The 16723-nt window shown below is 54.0% G+C and carries 17 protein-coding genes; 12 read left to right on the top strand and 5 right to left on the bottom strand.

What is annotated here, in order from left to right:
- Positions 1 to 33 precede the first annotated feature (33 nt).
- Positions 34 to 783 (top strand): esterase, encoded by a 750-nt coding sequence (yjfP, locus tag AC07WB_RS17265; RefSeq protein WP_345828158.1) that lies wholly within the window; start codon positions 34 to 36, stop codon positions 781 to 783.
- A gap of 49 nt (positions 784 to 832) precedes the next feature.
- Here the strand turns inward: yjfP and AC07WB_RS17260 are convergent, their stop codons facing one another.
- Complete coding sequence (locus tag AC07WB_RS17260; protein WP_097095896.1) at positions 833 to 1042, bottom strand: hypothetical protein; 210 nt, start codon at positions 1040 to 1042, stop codon at positions 833 to 835.
- A 386-nt stretch (positions 1043 to 1428) separates the two neighbouring features.
- Between AC07WB_RS17260 and rpsF the strand changes: the two genes are divergently transcribed.
- From rpsF to rplI, 4 genes are read left to right on the top strand one after another with little or no spacing between them, the layout of a single operon-like run.
- Complete coding sequence (rpsF, locus tag AC07WB_RS17255) at positions 1429 to 1824, top strand: 30S ribosomal protein S6 (protein ID WP_007892026.1); 396 nt, start codon at positions 1429 to 1431, stop codon at positions 1822 to 1824.
- A 6-nt stretch (positions 1825 to 1830) separates the two neighbouring features.
- Positions 1831 to 2148 carry a primosomal replication protein N gene (gene priB, locus AC07WB_RS17250; protein WP_007892027.1) on the top strand — a complete coding sequence of 106 codons (318 nt, stop codon included), beginning with the start codon at positions 1831 to 1833 and terminating at the stop codon, positions 2146 to 2148.
- A 4-nt stretch (positions 2149 to 2152) separates the two neighbouring features.
- Positions 2153 to 2380, top strand: coding sequence for a 30S ribosomal protein S18 (rpsR, locus tag AC07WB_RS17245; protein ID WP_002210155.1), 228 nt, complete (start codon positions 2153 to 2155; stop codon positions 2378 to 2380).
- 39 nt (positions 2381 to 2419) lie between these two features.
- Positions 2420 to 2869 carry a 50S ribosomal protein L9 gene (gene rplI / locus AC07WB_RS17240; protein ID WP_097095898.1) on the top strand — a complete coding sequence of 150 codons (450 nt, stop codon included), beginning with the start codon at positions 2420 to 2422 and terminating at the stop codon, positions 2867 to 2869.
- A 56-nt stretch (positions 2870 to 2925) separates the two neighbouring features.
- On the opposite strand, the gene AC07WB_RS17235 is transcribed toward rplI, so the two are convergent.
- Positions 2926 to 3582, bottom strand: coding sequence for a LysM-like peptidoglycan-binding domain-containing protein (locus AC07WB_RS17235; protein WP_345828162.1), 657 nt, complete (start codon positions 3580 to 3582; stop codon positions 2926 to 2928).
- Between the two features lie 216 nt (positions 3583 to 3798).
- On the opposite strand from AC07WB_RS17235, the gene bamJ reads away from it, so the two are divergent.
- From bamJ to AC07WB_RS17220, 3 genes are all read left to right on the top strand, one after another.
- Positions 3799 to 4419, top strand: a complete 621-nt coding sequence (gene bamJ, locus AC07WB_RS17230) for a BamJ family beta-barrel-assembly machinery protein (RefSeq protein WP_097095899.1) — start codon at positions 3799 to 3801, stop codon at positions 4417 to 4419.
- Between the two features lie 129 nt (positions 4420 to 4548).
- Positions 4549 to 4797 (top strand): type II toxin-antitoxin system Phd/YefM family antitoxin, encoded by a 249-nt coding sequence (locus AC07WB_RS17225; RefSeq protein ID WP_097095900.1) that lies wholly within the window; start codon positions 4549 to 4551, stop codon positions 4795 to 4797.
- Entirely contained in the window at positions 4798 to 5103 is a 306-nt protein-coding gene (locus tag AC07WB_RS17220) for a type II toxin-antitoxin system RelE/ParE family toxin (protein ID WP_097095901.1), read from the top strand.
- Positions 5104 to 5106: 3 nt separating this feature from the next.
- Here the strand turns inward: AC07WB_RS17220 and AC07WB_RS17215 are convergent, their stop codons facing one another.
- A complete protein-coding gene (locus AC07WB_RS17215) occupies positions 5107 to 7053 on the bottom strand; it encodes a bifunctional 2',3'-cyclic-nucleotide 2'-phosphodiesterase/3'-nucleotidase (RefSeq protein ID WP_494940924.1) in 1947 nt (648 codons plus the stop codon).
- A gap of 293 nt (positions 7054 to 7346) precedes the next feature.
- Here AC07WB_RS17215 and cysQ point away from each other — a divergent pair, with 293 nt between their 5' ends.
- Positions 7347 to 8093, top strand: a complete 747-nt coding sequence (gene cysQ / locus AC07WB_RS17210; protein WP_494940923.1) for a 3'(2'),5'-bisphosphate nucleotidase CysQ — start codon at positions 7347 to 7349, stop codon at positions 8091 to 8093.
- A 189-nt stretch (positions 8094 to 8282) separates the two neighbouring features.
- Here the strand turns inward: cysQ and AC07WB_RS17205 are convergent, their stop codons facing one another.
- Complete coding sequence (locus tag AC07WB_RS17205; protein ID WP_097095904.1) at positions 8283 to 8840, bottom strand: YtfJ family protein; 558 nt, start codon at positions 8838 to 8840, stop codon at positions 8283 to 8285.
- 314 nt (positions 8841 to 9154) lie between these two features.
- Between AC07WB_RS17205 and AC07WB_RS17200 the strand changes: the two genes are divergently transcribed.
- Positions 9155 to 9361 carry a DUF1107 domain-containing protein gene (locus AC07WB_RS17200; protein ID WP_007892150.1) on the top strand — a complete coding sequence of 69 codons (207 nt, stop codon included), beginning with the start codon at positions 9155 to 9157 and terminating at the stop codon, positions 9359 to 9361.
- 79 nt (positions 9362 to 9440) lie between these two features.
- Here the strand turns inward: AC07WB_RS17200 and paeA are convergent, their stop codons facing one another.
- The gene (gene paeA / locus AC07WB_RS17195; protein WP_494940922.1) at positions 9441 to 10775 is read right to left on the bottom strand and encodes a polyamine export protein PaeA; all 1335 of its coding nucleotides are present in this window, start codon (positions 10773 to 10775) and stop codon (positions 9441 to 9443) included.
- Positions 10776 to 11215: 440 nt separating this feature from the next.
- On the opposite strand from paeA, the gene tamA reads away from it, so the two are divergent.
- Positions 11216 to 12955: an autotransporter assembly complex protein TamA gene (gene tamA / locus AC07WB_RS17190; protein ID WP_494940921.1), complete on the top strand. Its 1740-nt coding sequence runs from the start codon at positions 11216 to 11218 to the stop codon at positions 12953 to 12955.
- Positions 12952 to 16722 carry an autotransporter assembly complex protein TamB gene (gene tamB / locus AC07WB_RS17185; RefSeq protein ID WP_494940920.1) on the top strand — a complete coding sequence of 1257 codons (3771 nt, stop codon included), beginning with the start codon at positions 12952 to 12954 and terminating at the stop codon, positions 16720 to 16722. Before tamA ends, tamB begins: the two co-directional genes overlap by 4 nt.
- Position 16723 lies beyond the last annotated feature (1 nt).

Raw genomic sequence — 16723 nt, 5'->3', positions numbered from 1 at the left:
AGTCCAGTGATAATCATTCTCAATGGAGGCGGTATGATTGAGTTGGCAACGGAGAATCTGGCCGGTATCGAATGTATTCACGCGGCACCGACCGGGCAGCGGCAAGCACGTTTACCGACGGTATTGTTCTACCACGGGTTTACCTCTTCGAAAGAGGTTTACAGTTACTTTGCCGTGGCGCTGGCGCAGGCCGGTTTCCGCGTCATCATGCCCGATGCAGATATGCACGGTGCGCGTTATAACGGCGATACCGAAATGCGAAACACGCACTTCTGGGACATCCTCAAACAGAACATTGATGAAGTGGCGGTGCTGGAAGCGGCGCTGCGTGAGAATGACTGGATTGCCGATGAGCGTTTTGCCGTGGCGGGCGCATCGATGGGCGGCATGACCGCGCTCGGCGCAATGGCGCGCTACCCACAGATTCACAGCGTGGCGTGTTTGATGGGCTCCGGTTATTTCATGCAGCTCAGTCATACGCTGTTTCCGCCGCTGGTGGCCCGTACGCCAGAACAGAAAGAGACCTTTGCCGCGCGTTTAGCTCCGCTGGCACCCTATGATCCCAGCGAACAGTTACAAAAACTGGCGAATCGGCCATTACTGCTGTGGCACGGCGAAGCGGATGAAGTGGTGCCCTTTGCCGAAACGGTGCGGCTAGACAAAGCGTTACGTGACGCGGAGCTCGATCAACACTTGACCTCACTTTCTGAGAAGCATATCGGCCATAAAATCACGCCTTCGGCCCTGACGGCGCTGGTCAGCTTCTTTAAACATCATTTATAAACTAAAGCGGGTTGGCGTGATTGACGCCAACCCGTTGCGATAAGCCGCACTAAAGTTGTGACGACAACCGTTCGGCGGCGCTGGTATTAGCACTGACAGGGTTACTGCTTGCAGGCGCATCCAAACGATTAACGTAGACATAGCCTGATGCCGCGTTGCTGTTGTGACTTCTCATCTGCAACGCCTGGTCAGCGGAGCTGGCAAAAGCGGGGGTAGACAGGAAGAGACCCAGTAAAGTGGCGAAAATGATGATTTTCATAATCGACTCCTCACTCCAGGGATTACACTCTCAGACGTTACGAAATGGTTAAATCGTTGCGCCTGTAACTAGTGTAGTGCTTAACCAGCTTGCCGCCAGATCGTCCTGCTGAACGCTTTCTTCAGAGAATTTGATGAAGCATCTGCTAACGCAATGAATCTCAACACTTAGCACAAAAAGCAGCATCAGCTGGCACGATAGTCGCTATTTGATGAATTGTGCGCTTGAGTTTCTGCGGGGACGCCAGTATGATTACGCGTCAATTTTTCAGCTGCATTCAGAGGTGTGTTTCATTTATTGAATGATTCACAACCTATAACGTTCCTTGCTTCCGTGGGCCGCAGCTGACCCCGACAGGAGGCTGAATAATCCGTAAGGAGCTATCGATGCGTCATTACGAAATCGTATTTATGGTCCACCCTGACCAGAGCGAACAGGTTCCAGGTATGATCGAGCGTTACACTGGTGCTATCACCGGTGCACAGGGCACGATTCACCGTCTGGAAGACTGGGGCCGCCGTCAGCTGGCTTACCCAATCAACAAACTGCACAAAGCTCACTATGTTCTGCTGAACGTAGAAGCGCCGCAGGAAGTGATTGACGAGCTGGAAACTAACTTCCGCTTCAACGACGCCGTTATCCGCAGCATGGTTATGCGCGTTAAGCACGCGGTAACTGAAGCATCTCCGATGGTTAAAGCTAAAGACGAGCGTCGTGATCGCCGCGAAGACTTTGCTAACGAATCGGCTGATGACTCAGATGCTGGGGATTCTGAAGAGTAATCCGTCATGACGGCAAATCGACTGCGCCTGTCTGGCACTGTGTGCAAGACGCCGGTTCGAAAAGTCAGTCCGTCAGGGATACCTCATTGCCAGTTCGTGCTTGAGCATCGTTCTGTGCAGGAGGAGGCCGGTTTCCACCGGCAAGCCTGGTGTCAAATGCCGGTGATTATCAGCGGCAGCACCCATCAGGTGATTACTCAACATATAACGGTCGGCACGCAACTCACTCTCGAAGGCTTTATTAGCTGCCATCAGGCACGCAATGGTCAGAGTAGAATGGTGTTACATGCCGAGCAGATTGATTTGATAGATTCTGGAGACTAGCCAAATGGCACGTTATTTCCGTCGTCGCAAGTTCTGCCGTTTCACCGCGGAAGGCGTTGTAGAGATTGATTACAAAGATATCGCTACACTGAAAAACTACATTACCGAAAGCGGTAAAATTGTCCCGAGCCGTATTACCGGTACTCGTGCAAAATACCAGCGCCAGCTCGCTCGTTGCATCAAGCGCGCTCGCTACCTGTCCCTGCTTCCGTACACTGATCGTCATCAGTAATCGGTAGTTGTCCATTAACGACTTTAAGAGGATAAGGTAATGCAAGTTATTCTGCTTGATAAAGTAGCAAACCTGGGCAGCCTGGGTGATCAGGTTAGCGTTAAAGCGGGCTATGCTCGTAACTTCTTGGTTCCACAGGGTAAAGCTGTTCCTGCTACCAAGAAAAACGTTGAGTTCTTCGAAGCGCGTCGCGCTGAACTGGAAGCCAAACTGGCTGACGTTCTGGCTGCTGCTAACGCACGTGCAGAGAAAATCAACGCACTGGGCAACGTAACCATCGCGTCTAAAGCTGGCGACGACGGCAAACTGTTCGGTTCCATCGGTACGCGCGACATCGCTGGTGCAGTTACTGCCGCTGGCGTTGAAGTGTCTAAGAGCGAAGTTCGTCTGCCGAACGGCGTTCTGCGCACCACCGGTGAGCACGAAGTTGACTTCCAGGTTCATAGCGAAGTCTTCGCTAAACTGGTTGTGAATGTAGTTGCTGAGTAATTTTACTCGGTAATGCGAAAACGCCGGCCTTGTGCCGGCGTTTTTGTTTTTATGCTTTACTGGGCGCGGATAAAGCTGCCATCCGGCTGGCGTGTAAACAGCACCGGACCGTTACTGCCATCTACCGTTAAACCGGTCACCACGCCTTGTGCGTTCTGACGGATTTTCACCTGCTGACCGTTCTGCAGCGCACTCAGCGGTTGTCCATCACCTTCCACTCGCGCCATGGCAAACACATCATTCACCGGCAGATTATTGTCGCGGAACAGCTGCGCCAGCGTCTGACCTGATGCCACGCTGTAAGTGCGCCATTCGCCCTGCGAATCGGTTTTGGGCGAGGTGTTCTGCTGCTGATTATTGTTATTGTAAATCTCCGCCTGCATTGGCACTTCTTTGCCGGTGTTATCCGCTGGACGCTCCACCGGATACTGCGGCGTGCTGCTCGGCCAGAGAAACGCCAGCAGCAGCACCAGCAGCGCAATCACAATGCCGCGACGATGCAAAGCGGGCAGCGGGTCCATCCAGCGCACATCATCCAACAGATGCCAAACGCGCTGTAATGCGGCGGGAACGCGGGAAGGGTGATCGGAAGCCATTCGTGAATCCTCCTCGCTGGCTGCTTTACGCGGAATGCGCGGCAGCCAACGTTGCAACCAAGGTAATAAAGTACGCGGTGCGCGCGTCCTGCGACGTCGTGGGGCGATCTGGCCCATGTATTCTCTCTTGTTCCGACGGTGGCAGGTGAAAACCTCGCCACAGCTATAGTATGGGCAATGCGGACGGGAAGTGCCTGGCAGCATTGAAAAATTTGACCGGTGTATTGTTTCTCTTTCACTGGAAAATGTCATCTGCGGCGCGCGAGATTTTACGCCAGCCGCCCGCGCTGGTATGCTGCCGGTTCTATTTTTCTCCGGGATTAAGGAATCAAGATGACGACCCCTTCATTCGACAGCGTCGAATCACAAGCAAGTTACGGTATCGGTTTACAGGTAGGCCAGCAGTTGCAAGAGTCTGGACTGCAGGGTCTGCAGCCAGAAGCACTGCTCGCCGGCCTGCGCGACGCGCTGGAAGGGAACTCACCTGCCGTCCCGGTTGACGTGGTACATCGCGCGCTGCGTGAAGTGCACGAACGCGCAGAGGGCGTGCGTCGTGAGCGCGTAGAAGCCATGGCGGCAGACGGTCAGAAATTCCTCGAGCAGAACGCGCAGCGCGAAGGCGTGAGCAGCACCGAAACCGGTCTGCAGTTCAGTGTGATCACCCAAGGCGATGGCCCGATCCCTTCACGTCAGGATCGTGTCCGTGTGCATTACACCGGCAAACTGATCGATGGCACCGTGTTTGATAGCTCAGTGGCGCGCGGCGAGCCGGCGGAATTCCCGGTAAGCGGCGTTATCGCGGGCTGGATTGAAGCGTTGACCCTGATGCCGGTTGGCTCCAAATGGGAACTGGCGATTCCACACAACCTCGCGTACGGCGAGCGCGGTGCTGGCGCATCCATCCCGCCATTCAGCACCCTGGTGTTTGAAGTTGAGCTGCTGGAAATTCTGTAAGCCGCTAACCCGCTTCTCTAAAGCCGGCATGTCATCATGCCGGTTTTTTTATATCTGTAGTTCGCGCTGGTTTTAAAATGATCAGCGCTTATAATGTGCGAATCGAACGATTCACACGAAAGGTGCGGTATGTATTTACTTTCTGCCAATGAAGCCAAAACCCAATTTGGCGATATGCTACTGAAAGCGCAGCGTGAACCGGTCCAGATTAGCCGTAACGGAAAGCCGGTAGCAGTCGTGATTTCCGCGGAGGAGTATCAGGCGATAGAGGCCATGAAGCAGCAATTTGTGCAGGAAAAAATTGCCCGTGCCAGAAATGACATTGCCAACGGGCAACTGACCGATGGTGAAACCTTTTTCGACCAACTGCTGGACTAAATGGCTACTTTTCAGCTCACGGATGAAGCGCGGCAGGATATCGTCGATATTCGCCGGTTTACCCTGCAGAAGTGGGGCGATGCGCAATCGAAAAGCTATCTCAAGCGTTTGCAGGAAACGTTGCGCACACTTGCCGATATGCCGAATTTGGGAAAAAGCAGAGCGCTGGATGTTGCTGAAGGTGTACTGAGCTTTCCCTATGTCAGCCACATGGTTTACTACCAGCCAGGCGGGAAAGGCATCATTATTTTGGCGATATTGCATCAGAGCCGGGTGCCAGCAACGCATCTGGCCACCCGGTTGTAGCAACTATTTCTTCTGCAAATCCACCTGCCACAGCGCAAAACCGATCTCATCGCTGCCTACCGCTTTCATCGGGTAATCGGCATGCTGTTCAATAAACTGCGTGGCTTTCGCGCCGGGTGCGGTTTCAAAACGGATATCCAGCGGCGTGTTGCTGCTAATCGTTGCCAGGCGCCAGTTGTGATCCGCCTGCGGTTTCACTTCGCCGTGCGCTTTGGTCTCGCTGCTGATATAAGCGGCAACCACCGAGCGGTTCTCATCCGGTGAAGCAAACGCGACATACTTATCGCCGGTGCCGGCAAACTTACCGCCATAAGCGCGGTAGTTATTGGTGGCGACCAGGAAGGTGGCATTGGGATCAATCGGCTTGCCTTGCCAGGTGAGGTCTTTAATACGCGATGCCTGCTTGTTGATCAGCGTACATTCCGCGTCGTAACGCGCCGGTTGCGTTACATCGATTTGGTACTGCACGCCATCGATCACATCGAAGTTATAGGTGCGGAAATCCCAGTTGATCAGCGATTGCGGTTTGCTGCTATGCGGATCAATTTGATTGAACTGCGCGGCGGAACACTCCAGCCACTCTTTCACCTGCGCCCCGCTGACTTTCATCACCACCAGCGTATTGGGGTAGAGATAGAGATCGGCGGCATTACGGAAGGTAAGATTGCCTTTCTCCACTTCTACGTAGCTGGCGGGATCGTTCTTACGACCACCGGCTTTAAACGGTGCCGCGGCGGAGAGCACCGGCAAGCGGCCGAGATCGGGATCGCCCTGAATAAAGTGCTCAACGTAAGCGCGCTGCGCGTTATTGACGATCTGCACCGTGGGATCGTCCTGTACCAGCGACAGGTAGCTGTACATCACGTCGGCAGATTTGCCGATCGGTTTGGCAACAAACTCGCGCGTGGCACGGTGATCCTGTTCCAGCACTTTTACTAAGTTGGCATCTTCAGCGGCCAGCGATTTTTTCGCCGTGCTGTCATAAATCGGACGCGCTTCGGCTTTGCCCTGCGCCACCTGCCATTTGCCGCCGTCATTATTCAGCACCAAATCAACCACGCCAAGATGATCGCCCCACATGCCGGGCATAACGGCGGGAACACCGTTCAGCGTGCCTTGTGCAGTATCAGCGCCTTGTATGGCGGCGAATTCTTTGCTCGGGAACACGGCATGCGCATGGCCGAACATGATGGCGTTGATGCCTGGAACCTGGCTTAGGTAGTAAACCGAGTTTTCGGCCATGGCGTGATAGGGTTCGCTGCTTAAGCCGGAGTGCGGAATAGCGACGATAATTTCAGCACCTTTTGCGCGCATTTCCGGCACATAGCGCTTCGCTGTTGCCGTAATATCATCAACCCGCACTTTTCCCTGCAGATTGTTGCGATCCCACACCATAATCTGCGGTGGAACGAAGCCGATGTAACCGATTTTCAGCGTGTGCGGCTTGCCTTCACGGTCCGTGACCGTCGTTTCTTTGATCAGATAGGGCGTAAACAGCGGTTTCCCGCTCTTTTCATCGATAATGTTGGCATTGACGTAAGGGAAGCGTGCGCCAGCCAGCGCTTTTTGCAGATACGGTAAGCCATAGTTGAATTCATGATTGCCCAGGTTACCAACCACATAATCCAGCGTGTTCATTGCCTTATAAACGGGATGCACTTCGCCCGGTTTTAGCCCCTTCGCCGCCATGTAATCACCCAGCGGACTTCCCTGAATGATATCGCCGTTATCCACCAGCAGGCTGTTCTTCGCTTCAGCGCGCGCCTGCTGAATCAGTGTCGCGGTACGAACCAGGCCAAACTTCTCGGTGGGCGTATCTTTGTAATAATCGAAATCCATCATATTGCTGTGCAGATCGGTGGTTTCCAGAATGCGCAGATCCACCGTAGCAGCCTGTACCGTAGCGGCAGAAATACACAGCGCCAATAACGACATGCTCGCTTTGAACATCGCTTGCTCCTTGTTCGGTCCAATGGGCCTCTCAAAATAATGTAAAACGATGACGAATTATCATTTCAATTTGTGATGAGGCTCGGAATTCCATCTTATTTCTTGCTATACGCCGCGCTCAGCGCGCATTCAGCATCCTGCCATAGCCGCAGCTGATGAACTATGATATTGATAATCATATAGATTGCCGTAGCAGACAGCGCAGCCGCAGGCTGTCGAAGGACAACTGCTAAAATAAGAACAGGTTGGCGGTGGATGTCTGACAGGCAGAATCAGCGGAAAAGAGGTGCAGAATGTTAGATAAAATTTGTCAGCTGGCGCGTGAAGCGGGTGAAGCCATTATGCAGGTTTATAACGGTGCAGAGCCGGTGGATGTCACGCGTAAGTCGGATGATTCGCCGGTTACGGCGGCCGATCTTGCCGCGCACCGGGTCATCGTTAGCGGGCTAAACACACTTACGCCAGATGTTCCGGTGTTATCAGAAGAAGATCCGCCGGGCTGGGAAGTGCGCCAGCACTGGCAGAAATATTGGCTGGTCGATCCGCTGGATGGCACCAAAGAGTTCATCAAACGCAACGGCGAGTTTACGGTAAATATTGCGCTTATCGAAAACGGTAAGCCGGTATTGGGCGTGGTGTATGCGCCGGTACTGGGCGTGATGTATTCCGCTGCGGAAGGTAAAGCCTGGAAAGAAGAGAACGGCCAGCAGATGCAGATCCATGCGCGTGAAGCGCGTCCGCCACTGGTGGTGGTGAGCCGTTCGCATTTTGATAGTGATACCGAGCTACAAGAGTATCTGCATCAGCTGGGAGAGCATCAAACTACCTCCATCGGCTCATCGTTGAAGTTCTGCCTGGTGGCAGAAGGCGCCGCGCAGCTTTATCCGCGCTTTGGACCGACAAATATCTGGGATACCGGTGCGGGACACGCCGTGGCGATCGCTGCAGGTGCGCATGTGCATGACTGGCAGGGCAAAACGCTTGACTACACGCCGCGTGAGTCGTTTCTCAATCCCGGTTTCCGCGTCTCGCTGTTTTAAGATTGGATAGGGCCGCCATAAATGGCGTAATGCCGATCGGTTCAGCGCCGTATCAAATCACCGCACCTTCCGTAGCGGCGCGATTCATCGCGCAATGAATTGCGCCGCTACAATGTGTGCTCTAGGTAATGAGGTTTTCCATGTCTTAACTGACGAACATTACGCCATGAATGGCGACCCCGATAATCCTTACTTCTGCAACAGCTCATGAATCAGCTTCATCGCCTGCTGCACTTCATCCTGCGTTAGCGGCCCATCTTTGGCATAGCGCACATGCGCGGTGTTATCCAATATCACAATCGCCGAGCCGCCTTTCTCTAATTGCCAGGCCTGCCGAGCGCTGCCGTTGCTATCGACAATAAATTGCGACCACGGATATTGCTGCTTATTGCTCTCAATACTGCTGCGTACAAACATGCCGGTGCCAGGAATGGCATCGTCGGTATTTACAATGGTGGTCGTTTGATAACGATCGTGCGGCAGATGTGCCGCTTTAATCGCTTCAATCAGCGCTGCATTCTGCTCTTTAGCGGACGAACGGCCAGCGATATGTAAGATGACGCGTACTTTTCCACTCAGCTGCGCGCTATTCCAGGATTTGTAGCTAAACTTATCTTGTTGATAAAGCAGCTCTCCCCGGTCATTGATGCCCACGGCAGGCACGCGTTCACCCGTTTTGAATGCATGTGCCGAGGCCAGGGCAGGCAGCAGCAGAGCCAGTGCTAATACAGAATGTCCCAAACGCATTGTCAAACTCCTTGGTGATCCGACCAGTTGTTCATGTTCCTGCAATATTAGGCGTGGATGATGCGTCTGTCGCAATGAGTTAACAGGTTTGCAACCTATGCCACAATTCCATAATGAGTGAAGGTTTATACTGGGTTTAGTGAGGCTGATAACAGAGTATTCTGTAATGATGTGTCAATTCAGTAAATAATTCACTTTTTCGGAACATCGGCAACGAAGGATGCTCTATAGTTATGCTTCATTTGCGCTTCATGGGTTCGTGCCAAATTTGGTAACGACGGAGCGTATTAAAAAATTTTCAGGAGTTAATCAGCATGAAGATCTTCCAGCGCTATAATCCGCTGCAAATCGCGAAATATGTAAAAACGCTATTTAGAGGAAGGTTGTATATCAAGGATGTTGGCGCGTTTGAGTTTGATAAAGGCAAAGTCATGTTGCCTCGCGTTAAAGACAAACAACATCTTAGCGTGATGTCAGAGATCAACCGCCAGGTACTGCGGCTGCAAGCCGAGTACAACTAAGTAAGCAAAATAAAGGGCGCCGATGGCGCCCTCAGTATTTCTGCGGTTGGTGTTGTGTTGATCGCGATAACTGGCGACCCTACGACTCCGATTCATCCACCGCATTCTTCGAAACATTCAGCACCGGCGGACGTTCATCAATGCGTGTCACCAACAGCTGATCGATGCGGTAACTGTCAATATCGACCACTTCAAACTTGTAGCCGGAAAACTTCACAAAATCGGTACGCTTAGGAATTTTGCGCAGCATGTACATCATGAAGCCGCCAATGGTTTCGTAATTGCCAGACTGCGGAAAATCATCGATATCCAGCACGCGCATGACGTCATCAATCGGCGTACCGCCTTCTACCAGCCATGAGTTCTCATCACGCGCGACAATCTGTTCTTCCTGACCTTGTCCGACCAAATCGCCCATCAGCGTGGTCATCACGTCATTCAGCGTGATGATACCGACCACCAACGCATATTCGTTCATGATCACCGCGAAGTCTTCACCGGCGGTTTTGAAGCTTTCCAGCGCTTCAGAGAGCGTCAGCGTATCCGGCACAATCAGCGCCGAGCGAATTTGCACACCGCTGTTGAGCGTCAAACTCTGGTTGCCCAGTACGCGCAGCAGCAGTTCTTTCGAATCCACATAGCCGACGATATGGTCAATATCGCCATCGCACACGATAAATTTGGAGTGCGGATGCTGAGCGATTTTGGTTTTGAGGGTCGTTTCATCTTCGTGTAAATCGAACCACACCACGTTCTCGCGCGAGGTCATTGATGACGGCACGGTGCGTGATTCCAGTTCAAAAACGTTTTCAATCAGCTCATGTTCCTGCTTACGCAGCACGCCGGCCAGGGCGCCCGCTTCTACCACTGCATAAATATCGTCAGAGGTAATATCGTCTTTACGCACCATCGGCAATTTGAACATGCGGAAGAAGACGTTGGCTAAACCGTTGAATAGCCACACCAGCGGGCGCAGCACCACTAAACAAAAGCGCATTGGGTTGATGATACGCAGCGCCACCGCTTCCGGTGCAATCATCCCTACGCGTTTTGGTGTGAGATCAGCAAACAGAATGAACAGGCTGGTTACAATGGTAAAAGAGCAGATAAAACTGAGTTGTTCTGCGAGTTCTGGGGCCACAAAGCGGCTAAACAGGCCATTGAAGGCAGGAGAGAAAGCCGCATCGCCGACAATACCGCCGAGGATAGCCACGGCATTGAGGCCAATTTGCACCACGGTGAAGAACATGCCGGGTTGTTCCTGCATTTTCAGCACGCGCTGTGCGTTGATATTGCCTTCGTCAGCCAGTAACTTCAGCTTGATCTTGCGGGCAGCCGCCAGCGAGATCTCCGAAAGAGAAAAAAATGAACTGATGAGAATCAGTAAAAGAATGACAAGTAAGCTATCGAGCATAAGAGATCCGTTGGGTTAATCACTTGTCATTTTTGGCCTGGGCAGCGCGGGAGTGGGCGTACATCCGGTACTCGCCAGTCAAACAGGCTATCCGTGCCAAAAATGTCTGCGCCATATCGACAAGATAAGGTTAACGTCGGGGCAGAAAAGAGTGCAGGCGGAGCCTGCTGGTCGCTGATTATAGCAGCAGCGCTTATCATGCCGCCAGAGGGGCGCACTGTGCGCTCGGATTAATCCGAGTGCGTGCGTGCCAGAGGCGGAAGACGTGCCTGGCTGTTGTATCGTTTCCCCCATTTACCGACAATAGCCCACAATTTGGCGTCGTCGCCGTTGTGGGTAAAAAGAGCGGCTATGCTGATGGGTACACGGCGGTGGTGATACCCTTCGAATGAATAAACGCCCCTGCGGAATAGGGGCCGGCATTATTAACAGGAGTACGTGTGCCACGATTTCATATTTATTGTTTGGCCAGCCTGTTGCTTGCTGCACCTGCCGTCGAGGCAGCCAAGGTGCGCTTGCAGTTGGAAGGCCTGACCGGGGATTTGCAAAAGAACGTCAGGGCACGCTTGTCCACCATTGGCAGTGACGAGGTGTCAAACGACGGCCGTTTCCAGGCTCGTGTCTCAGTGGCGATTAAAGAAGGCCTGCGCGCGCTAGGTTACTACGAACCGCAGATCGATTTCGAATCGCGCCCGGCGCCCCCGCAGGGTGGTCGTCCGGTGTTGATTGCCCACGTTACGCCTGGCGAACCGGTAAAGATTGGTGGCAGTAACATCGTGATAGAAGGTGAGGCGAAAACCGACGAGGACTACCAAGCCTGGGTTAAACAGGGCACACCAAAAGTCGGCACGCAGTTGAATCACGGCGCCTACGACAAATTCAAAAATGGTTTCTCCAGCCTGGCATTGCGTAACGGTTACTTTGACGGTGACTTTAAGCAAAGCCAGCTTGGCGTATCGGTCGAGCGCCGCGAAGCGTTCTGGGACATCAATTACGATAGCGGTCCGCGTTATCGTTTTGGTGACGTCAGCTTCGAGGGCTCGCAAATCAACGAAGCCTACTTGCAGAATCTGGTGCCGTTTAAAAAAGGCGATCACTACAGTTCGCGGGATCTAGCTGAGCTCAACCGCCGTTTATCCGCCACCGGCTGGTTTAACTCGGTGGTGGTGGCACCGGAGTTTGATAAAGGCCGTCAAACCAAAGTCCTGCCGCTCAGCGCCGCCGTATCGCCACGGGTGGAAAATACCATCGAAACCGGCGTGGGTTACTCCACTGACGTCGGTCCGCGTCTGAAAGGCACGTGGAAAAAACCGTGGATTAACAGTAGCGGCCACAGCCTGGCTGCCAGCGCCTACGTCTCCGGACCTGAGCAGCAGCTCGATCTCAGCTATAAAGTGCCGCTGCTGAAAAGTCCGCTGGAGCAGTATTACACCTTCTCCGGTGGCGTGAAGCGCACCGATCTCAATGACACTAAAGCCGATACCACTACGCTGGCGATGTCGCGCAACTGGGACAGCAGCAGCGGTTGGCAGAAGGCGATCAACCTGCGCTGGAGCCTCGATCACTTTACTCAGGCCAGCGTCACCAACACCACCATGCTGCTCTATCCGGGCGTGAGTCTGAACCGCACCCGTTCGCGCGGTGGGTTGATGCCAACGTGGGGCGATTCACAGCGTTATTCGGTGGATGTATCGGATACCACCTGGGGATCGGACGTTGATTTCATGATCCTGCAAGCGCAAAACGTCTGGATTCGTACCCTCGCCGACAAGCATCGCTTCGTGGCGCGCGGCAATCTCGGTTGGATTGAAACCAACAATTTCGACAAAGTGCCGCCGGACCTGCGCTTCTTCGCCGGTGGCGATCGCAGTATTCGTGGGTACAAATATAAAGACATCTCGCCGCGTGATGATAATGGCAAGCTGACCGGTGCCTCAAAAATGGCCACCGGCTCGCTCGAATATCAATACAACGTGTCCGGAAAATGGTGGGGCGCGGTGTTTGTCGATTCCGGTGAAGCCGTCAACGACATTAAGCAGAGCAACGTTAAAACCGGCGCGGGCTTCGGCGTGCGCTGGTCTTCTCCGGTGGGGCCGATCAAGTTTGATATCGCACGGCCGATTGGCGATGACAAGGAGCATGGATTGCAATTTTACGTAGGATTGGGGCCTGAACTATGAAGCTATGGAAAAAGGTCCTGATTGGTATCGCTATTTTTTTAGTGCTGCTGCTTGGCGGCATCGCATTTTTGGTTGGCACCACGCCCGGTTTGCATCTGCTGCTGAAAGGCGCCGATCGCTGGGTGCCGGGCTTATCGATCAAACAGGTTGACGGCGGCTGGCGCGATCTCACGCTGAGCGGCGTGAAGTATGAAATGCCAGGCGTCAGCGTGGATGCCGGGCGCTTCCATCTGGCGCTGAATCTCAACTGTTTGCTGCACTCCTCTGTGTGTGTGAATGATATCGCCTTGCAGGATGTTAGCGTGGTGGTGGATAGCAAAAAAATGGCTCCCGCCAGCGCGCCGCCACCGGAAGAGGAGAGCGGCAGCACCAATCTCAGCACGCCTTATCCCATAACATTAAGCAAAGTGGGTTTGCATAACATCAACGTTAAGGTCGATGACACCGCGATTTCCCTGCTCGATTTTACCACCGGCCTGCAGTGGCAAGATCGTGCGCTGACGCTAACGCCCACCCATATCCAAAGCCTGCTGATTGCGCTACCGAAAGCGGCCAAAGTGGTGGATGAGCAAGTGGTGCAGCCCAAAGTGCAGCAGCCACAGCCGCTGGAAAAACCCCTCGGTGAAACGCTACAGGAGATGTTTGCTAAGCCGCTGCTGCCCGAAATGCCTGACTTCCAGCTGCCGCTGGATATCACCGTACAGGAGCTGCTGGGAGAACAGCTGCGTATTACCGGCGATACCGACGTCTCTATTACACGCTTGTTGCTCAAAGCGAAAACCGCCGATCGCCATTTGCAGTTAGAAACCTTCGATGTTGATTCGCCGCAGGGGCAGGTAAACGCCAGCGGTGAAGCCACCCTTGCCGATAATTGGCCGGTGAATTTTGCGCTGAACGGCACGCTCAATCTCGATCCCATTAAGGGTGAGAAGATCAAAATGAACCTCGGTGGCGCAATGCGCGAGGAGCTGAAGCTGGGGCTCAATCTCTCTGGCCCGGTGCGCGCGCAGCTTGATGCCAGTGCCCAACCTGCGGTCGCCGGTTTACCGCTGGCGTTGCATCTCACCAGTCCGCAGCTGCGCTGGCCGCTAACCGGCCCGGTGCAGTATCAGGCCGATAATCTGGATTATCAGTTCAAGGGCAAAGCCACCGACTACGTGATGTCGCTGCGCACCGCAGTGAAAGGCGAAGGAGTGCCACCGGCGACGATTGCACTGGACGGCAAAGGCAACGAGCAGCAGTTCAATCTCGATAAACTGCGCGTCGCGGCGCTGCAGGGCAATATCGATCTGACCGCGCTGGTGGACTGGAGTAAAGCCATCAGCTGGCGCAGCGAGCTGACGCTGTCAGGTATTAACACCGCCAAACAGTATCCGGATTGGCCAGCGAAATTGGATGGCAAAATAGCCACGCGCGGGAGTCTGTACGGCGGAAGCTGGCAGCTCAGCGTGCCGCAGCTAGCGCTGAAAGGTAACGTGAAACAGAACGCGCTGAGTGCCAACGGCACGTTAACCGGCAACAGCTACAACCAGTGGAAAATTCCCGGCCTGAATCTGGCGCTGGGACGTAACCATCTGGACGTGAAGGGCGAGCTGGGTGATAGCCTCAACCTTGATGCCACGCTTGATGCGCCGCAGTTGAACAACGCGCTACCTGGCCTTGGCGGCGTAGCGAAAGGCACCCTTAAAGCGCGTGGCACTCTGCAGGCACCGCAGCTGCTGGCCGATCTCACGGCAACCGGCTTGCGCTGGCAGCAGCTGCAAATCCGGCGCATCGCCTTGCTGGGAGATGTGAAATCCAGCGATCAGGTGGCCGGGAAGCTGCAATTACGCGTGGAACAGCTGCAGCAAGATGCTTTGAAAGTGAATCTGCTGACGCTGAATGCCGACGGTAATGAGCATCAGCATCAGCTGAAGCTCAATGTTGAGGGCGAACCGGTTTCCGGTCAGCTGGCGCTTAACGGCAGTTTCGATCGCAAAACTGAGCGCTGGCAGGGCAATCTTAACAACACCCACTTTGACACGCCGGTAGGCGAATGGCGCCTGACGCGCGCAATGGCCATTGATTACCTCAACAGTAAGCAGACGGCGACCATTGGGCCGCACTGCTGGCAGAATCCTAATGCGCAGCTGTGCGTGCCAGAACCGATTGAAGCAGGCGCCAGTGGACATGCACACGTTGTGCTCAATCGCTTCGATCTGGCGATGATCAAACCGTTCCTCACTGATGCCACCAAACTGAACGGGGTGTTCAGCGGTGATGCGCGCGTCAACTGGACGGCTGACGGCGCGTTGCCAACCGGTTCCGTTTCGCTGAAAGGTAATGGCGTGAAGGTGGAGCAGGATGTTCAAGGCAACAGCTTACCCATCGCCTTCGATACGCTGAATCTGAATGCGGCGCTGCGTAACGGTCGTGCGCAGCTGGATTGGCTGATCCATATCGTTAATAACGGGCAGCTAAGCGGTAACGTACAAATTGCCGATCCGCAGAACCGCCGTCAGCTGTCGGGCAACATCGGCATCAGCAATATTTCGCTGGCGATGCTCAATCCCGCGCTGATGTCAGGTGAGAAGATCAAAGGCAACCTGAACAGCAATCTGCGCCTTGGCGGTACGCTGCAGCAGCCGCAGGTGTTTGGCCAGCTGGGGCTCAGGGATGTGGATGTCGACGGCAGCTTTATGCCGGTCGATCTCACCGCTGCCAACCTCAATATGGTGTTCAACGGCATGAGCTCAACGCTCAACGGCCTGATCCAGACGGCGCAGGGCAATATCAATCTGAGCGGTGACGCTGACTGGAGCCAGTTGGATAACTGGCGAGCCCGCGTGGCGGCGCAGGGCAGCCGCGTACGCGTCACCGTCCCGCCGATGGTGCGCATGGATGTATCGCCAGATTTGGTGTTTGAAGCCACGCCAGCCGCGTTCAATCTGGACGGTAAAGTGGATATTCCGTGGGCGCGCATCACCGTGCAGGAAGTGCCAGAAAGCGCCACCGGCGTCTCCTCGGATGAAGTGATGCTGGATGAAAATCTCAAACCGATTCAGCCAAAAACGGCTGCCATTCCGATCAACAGCAATCTGATTATCCACGTGGGCAACGACGTACGCCTTTCAGCATTTGGCCTGAAAGCCAAGCTGAATGGCGATCTGAAGCTGGTGCAGGATAAAAATGGCCTTGGTCTGAACGGGCAAATCAATATTCCATCCGGCCGTTTCCACGCTTATGGTCAGGATCTGGTGGTGCGTAAAGGTGAGCTGCAATTCGCGGGGCCGCCGGATCAACCTTACGTCAACCTGGAAGCGATCCGTAATCCGGAAGCCACCGAGGATGACGTGACAGCGGGCCTGCGCGTGACGGGGCTGGCGGATGAGCCGAAAGTGGAAGTGTTCTCCGATCCGGCTATGTCTCAGCAGGAAGCACTTTCTTACTTATTACGCGGTCAGGGACTGGGCAGCGATGGTGACAGTAATGCATTAACTTCAGCGCTGGTAGGTTTGGGGGTTGCACAAAGTGGTCAGGTTGTGGGTAAAATCGGCGAGACATTCGGCGTCAGTAACCTCGCAGTTGACACCGCAGGCGTGGGCGACAGCCAGCAAGTGCAGGTCAGTGGTTATGTGTTGCCAGGTCTACAAGTAAAATACGGTGTTGGCATATTTGATTCACTGGCGACTTTAACCTTGCGTTATCGCCTGATGCCCAAACTCTATTTAGAAGCCGTGTCGGGTCTCGACCAGGCATTGGATTTGCTCTATCAGTTTGAGTTTTAGC

The sequence above is a fragment of the Pantoea sp. GW821-FHT03E06 genome, from assembly GCF_059420725.1.
This window is presented reverse-complemented; position numbering and strand designations above follow the sequence as displayed.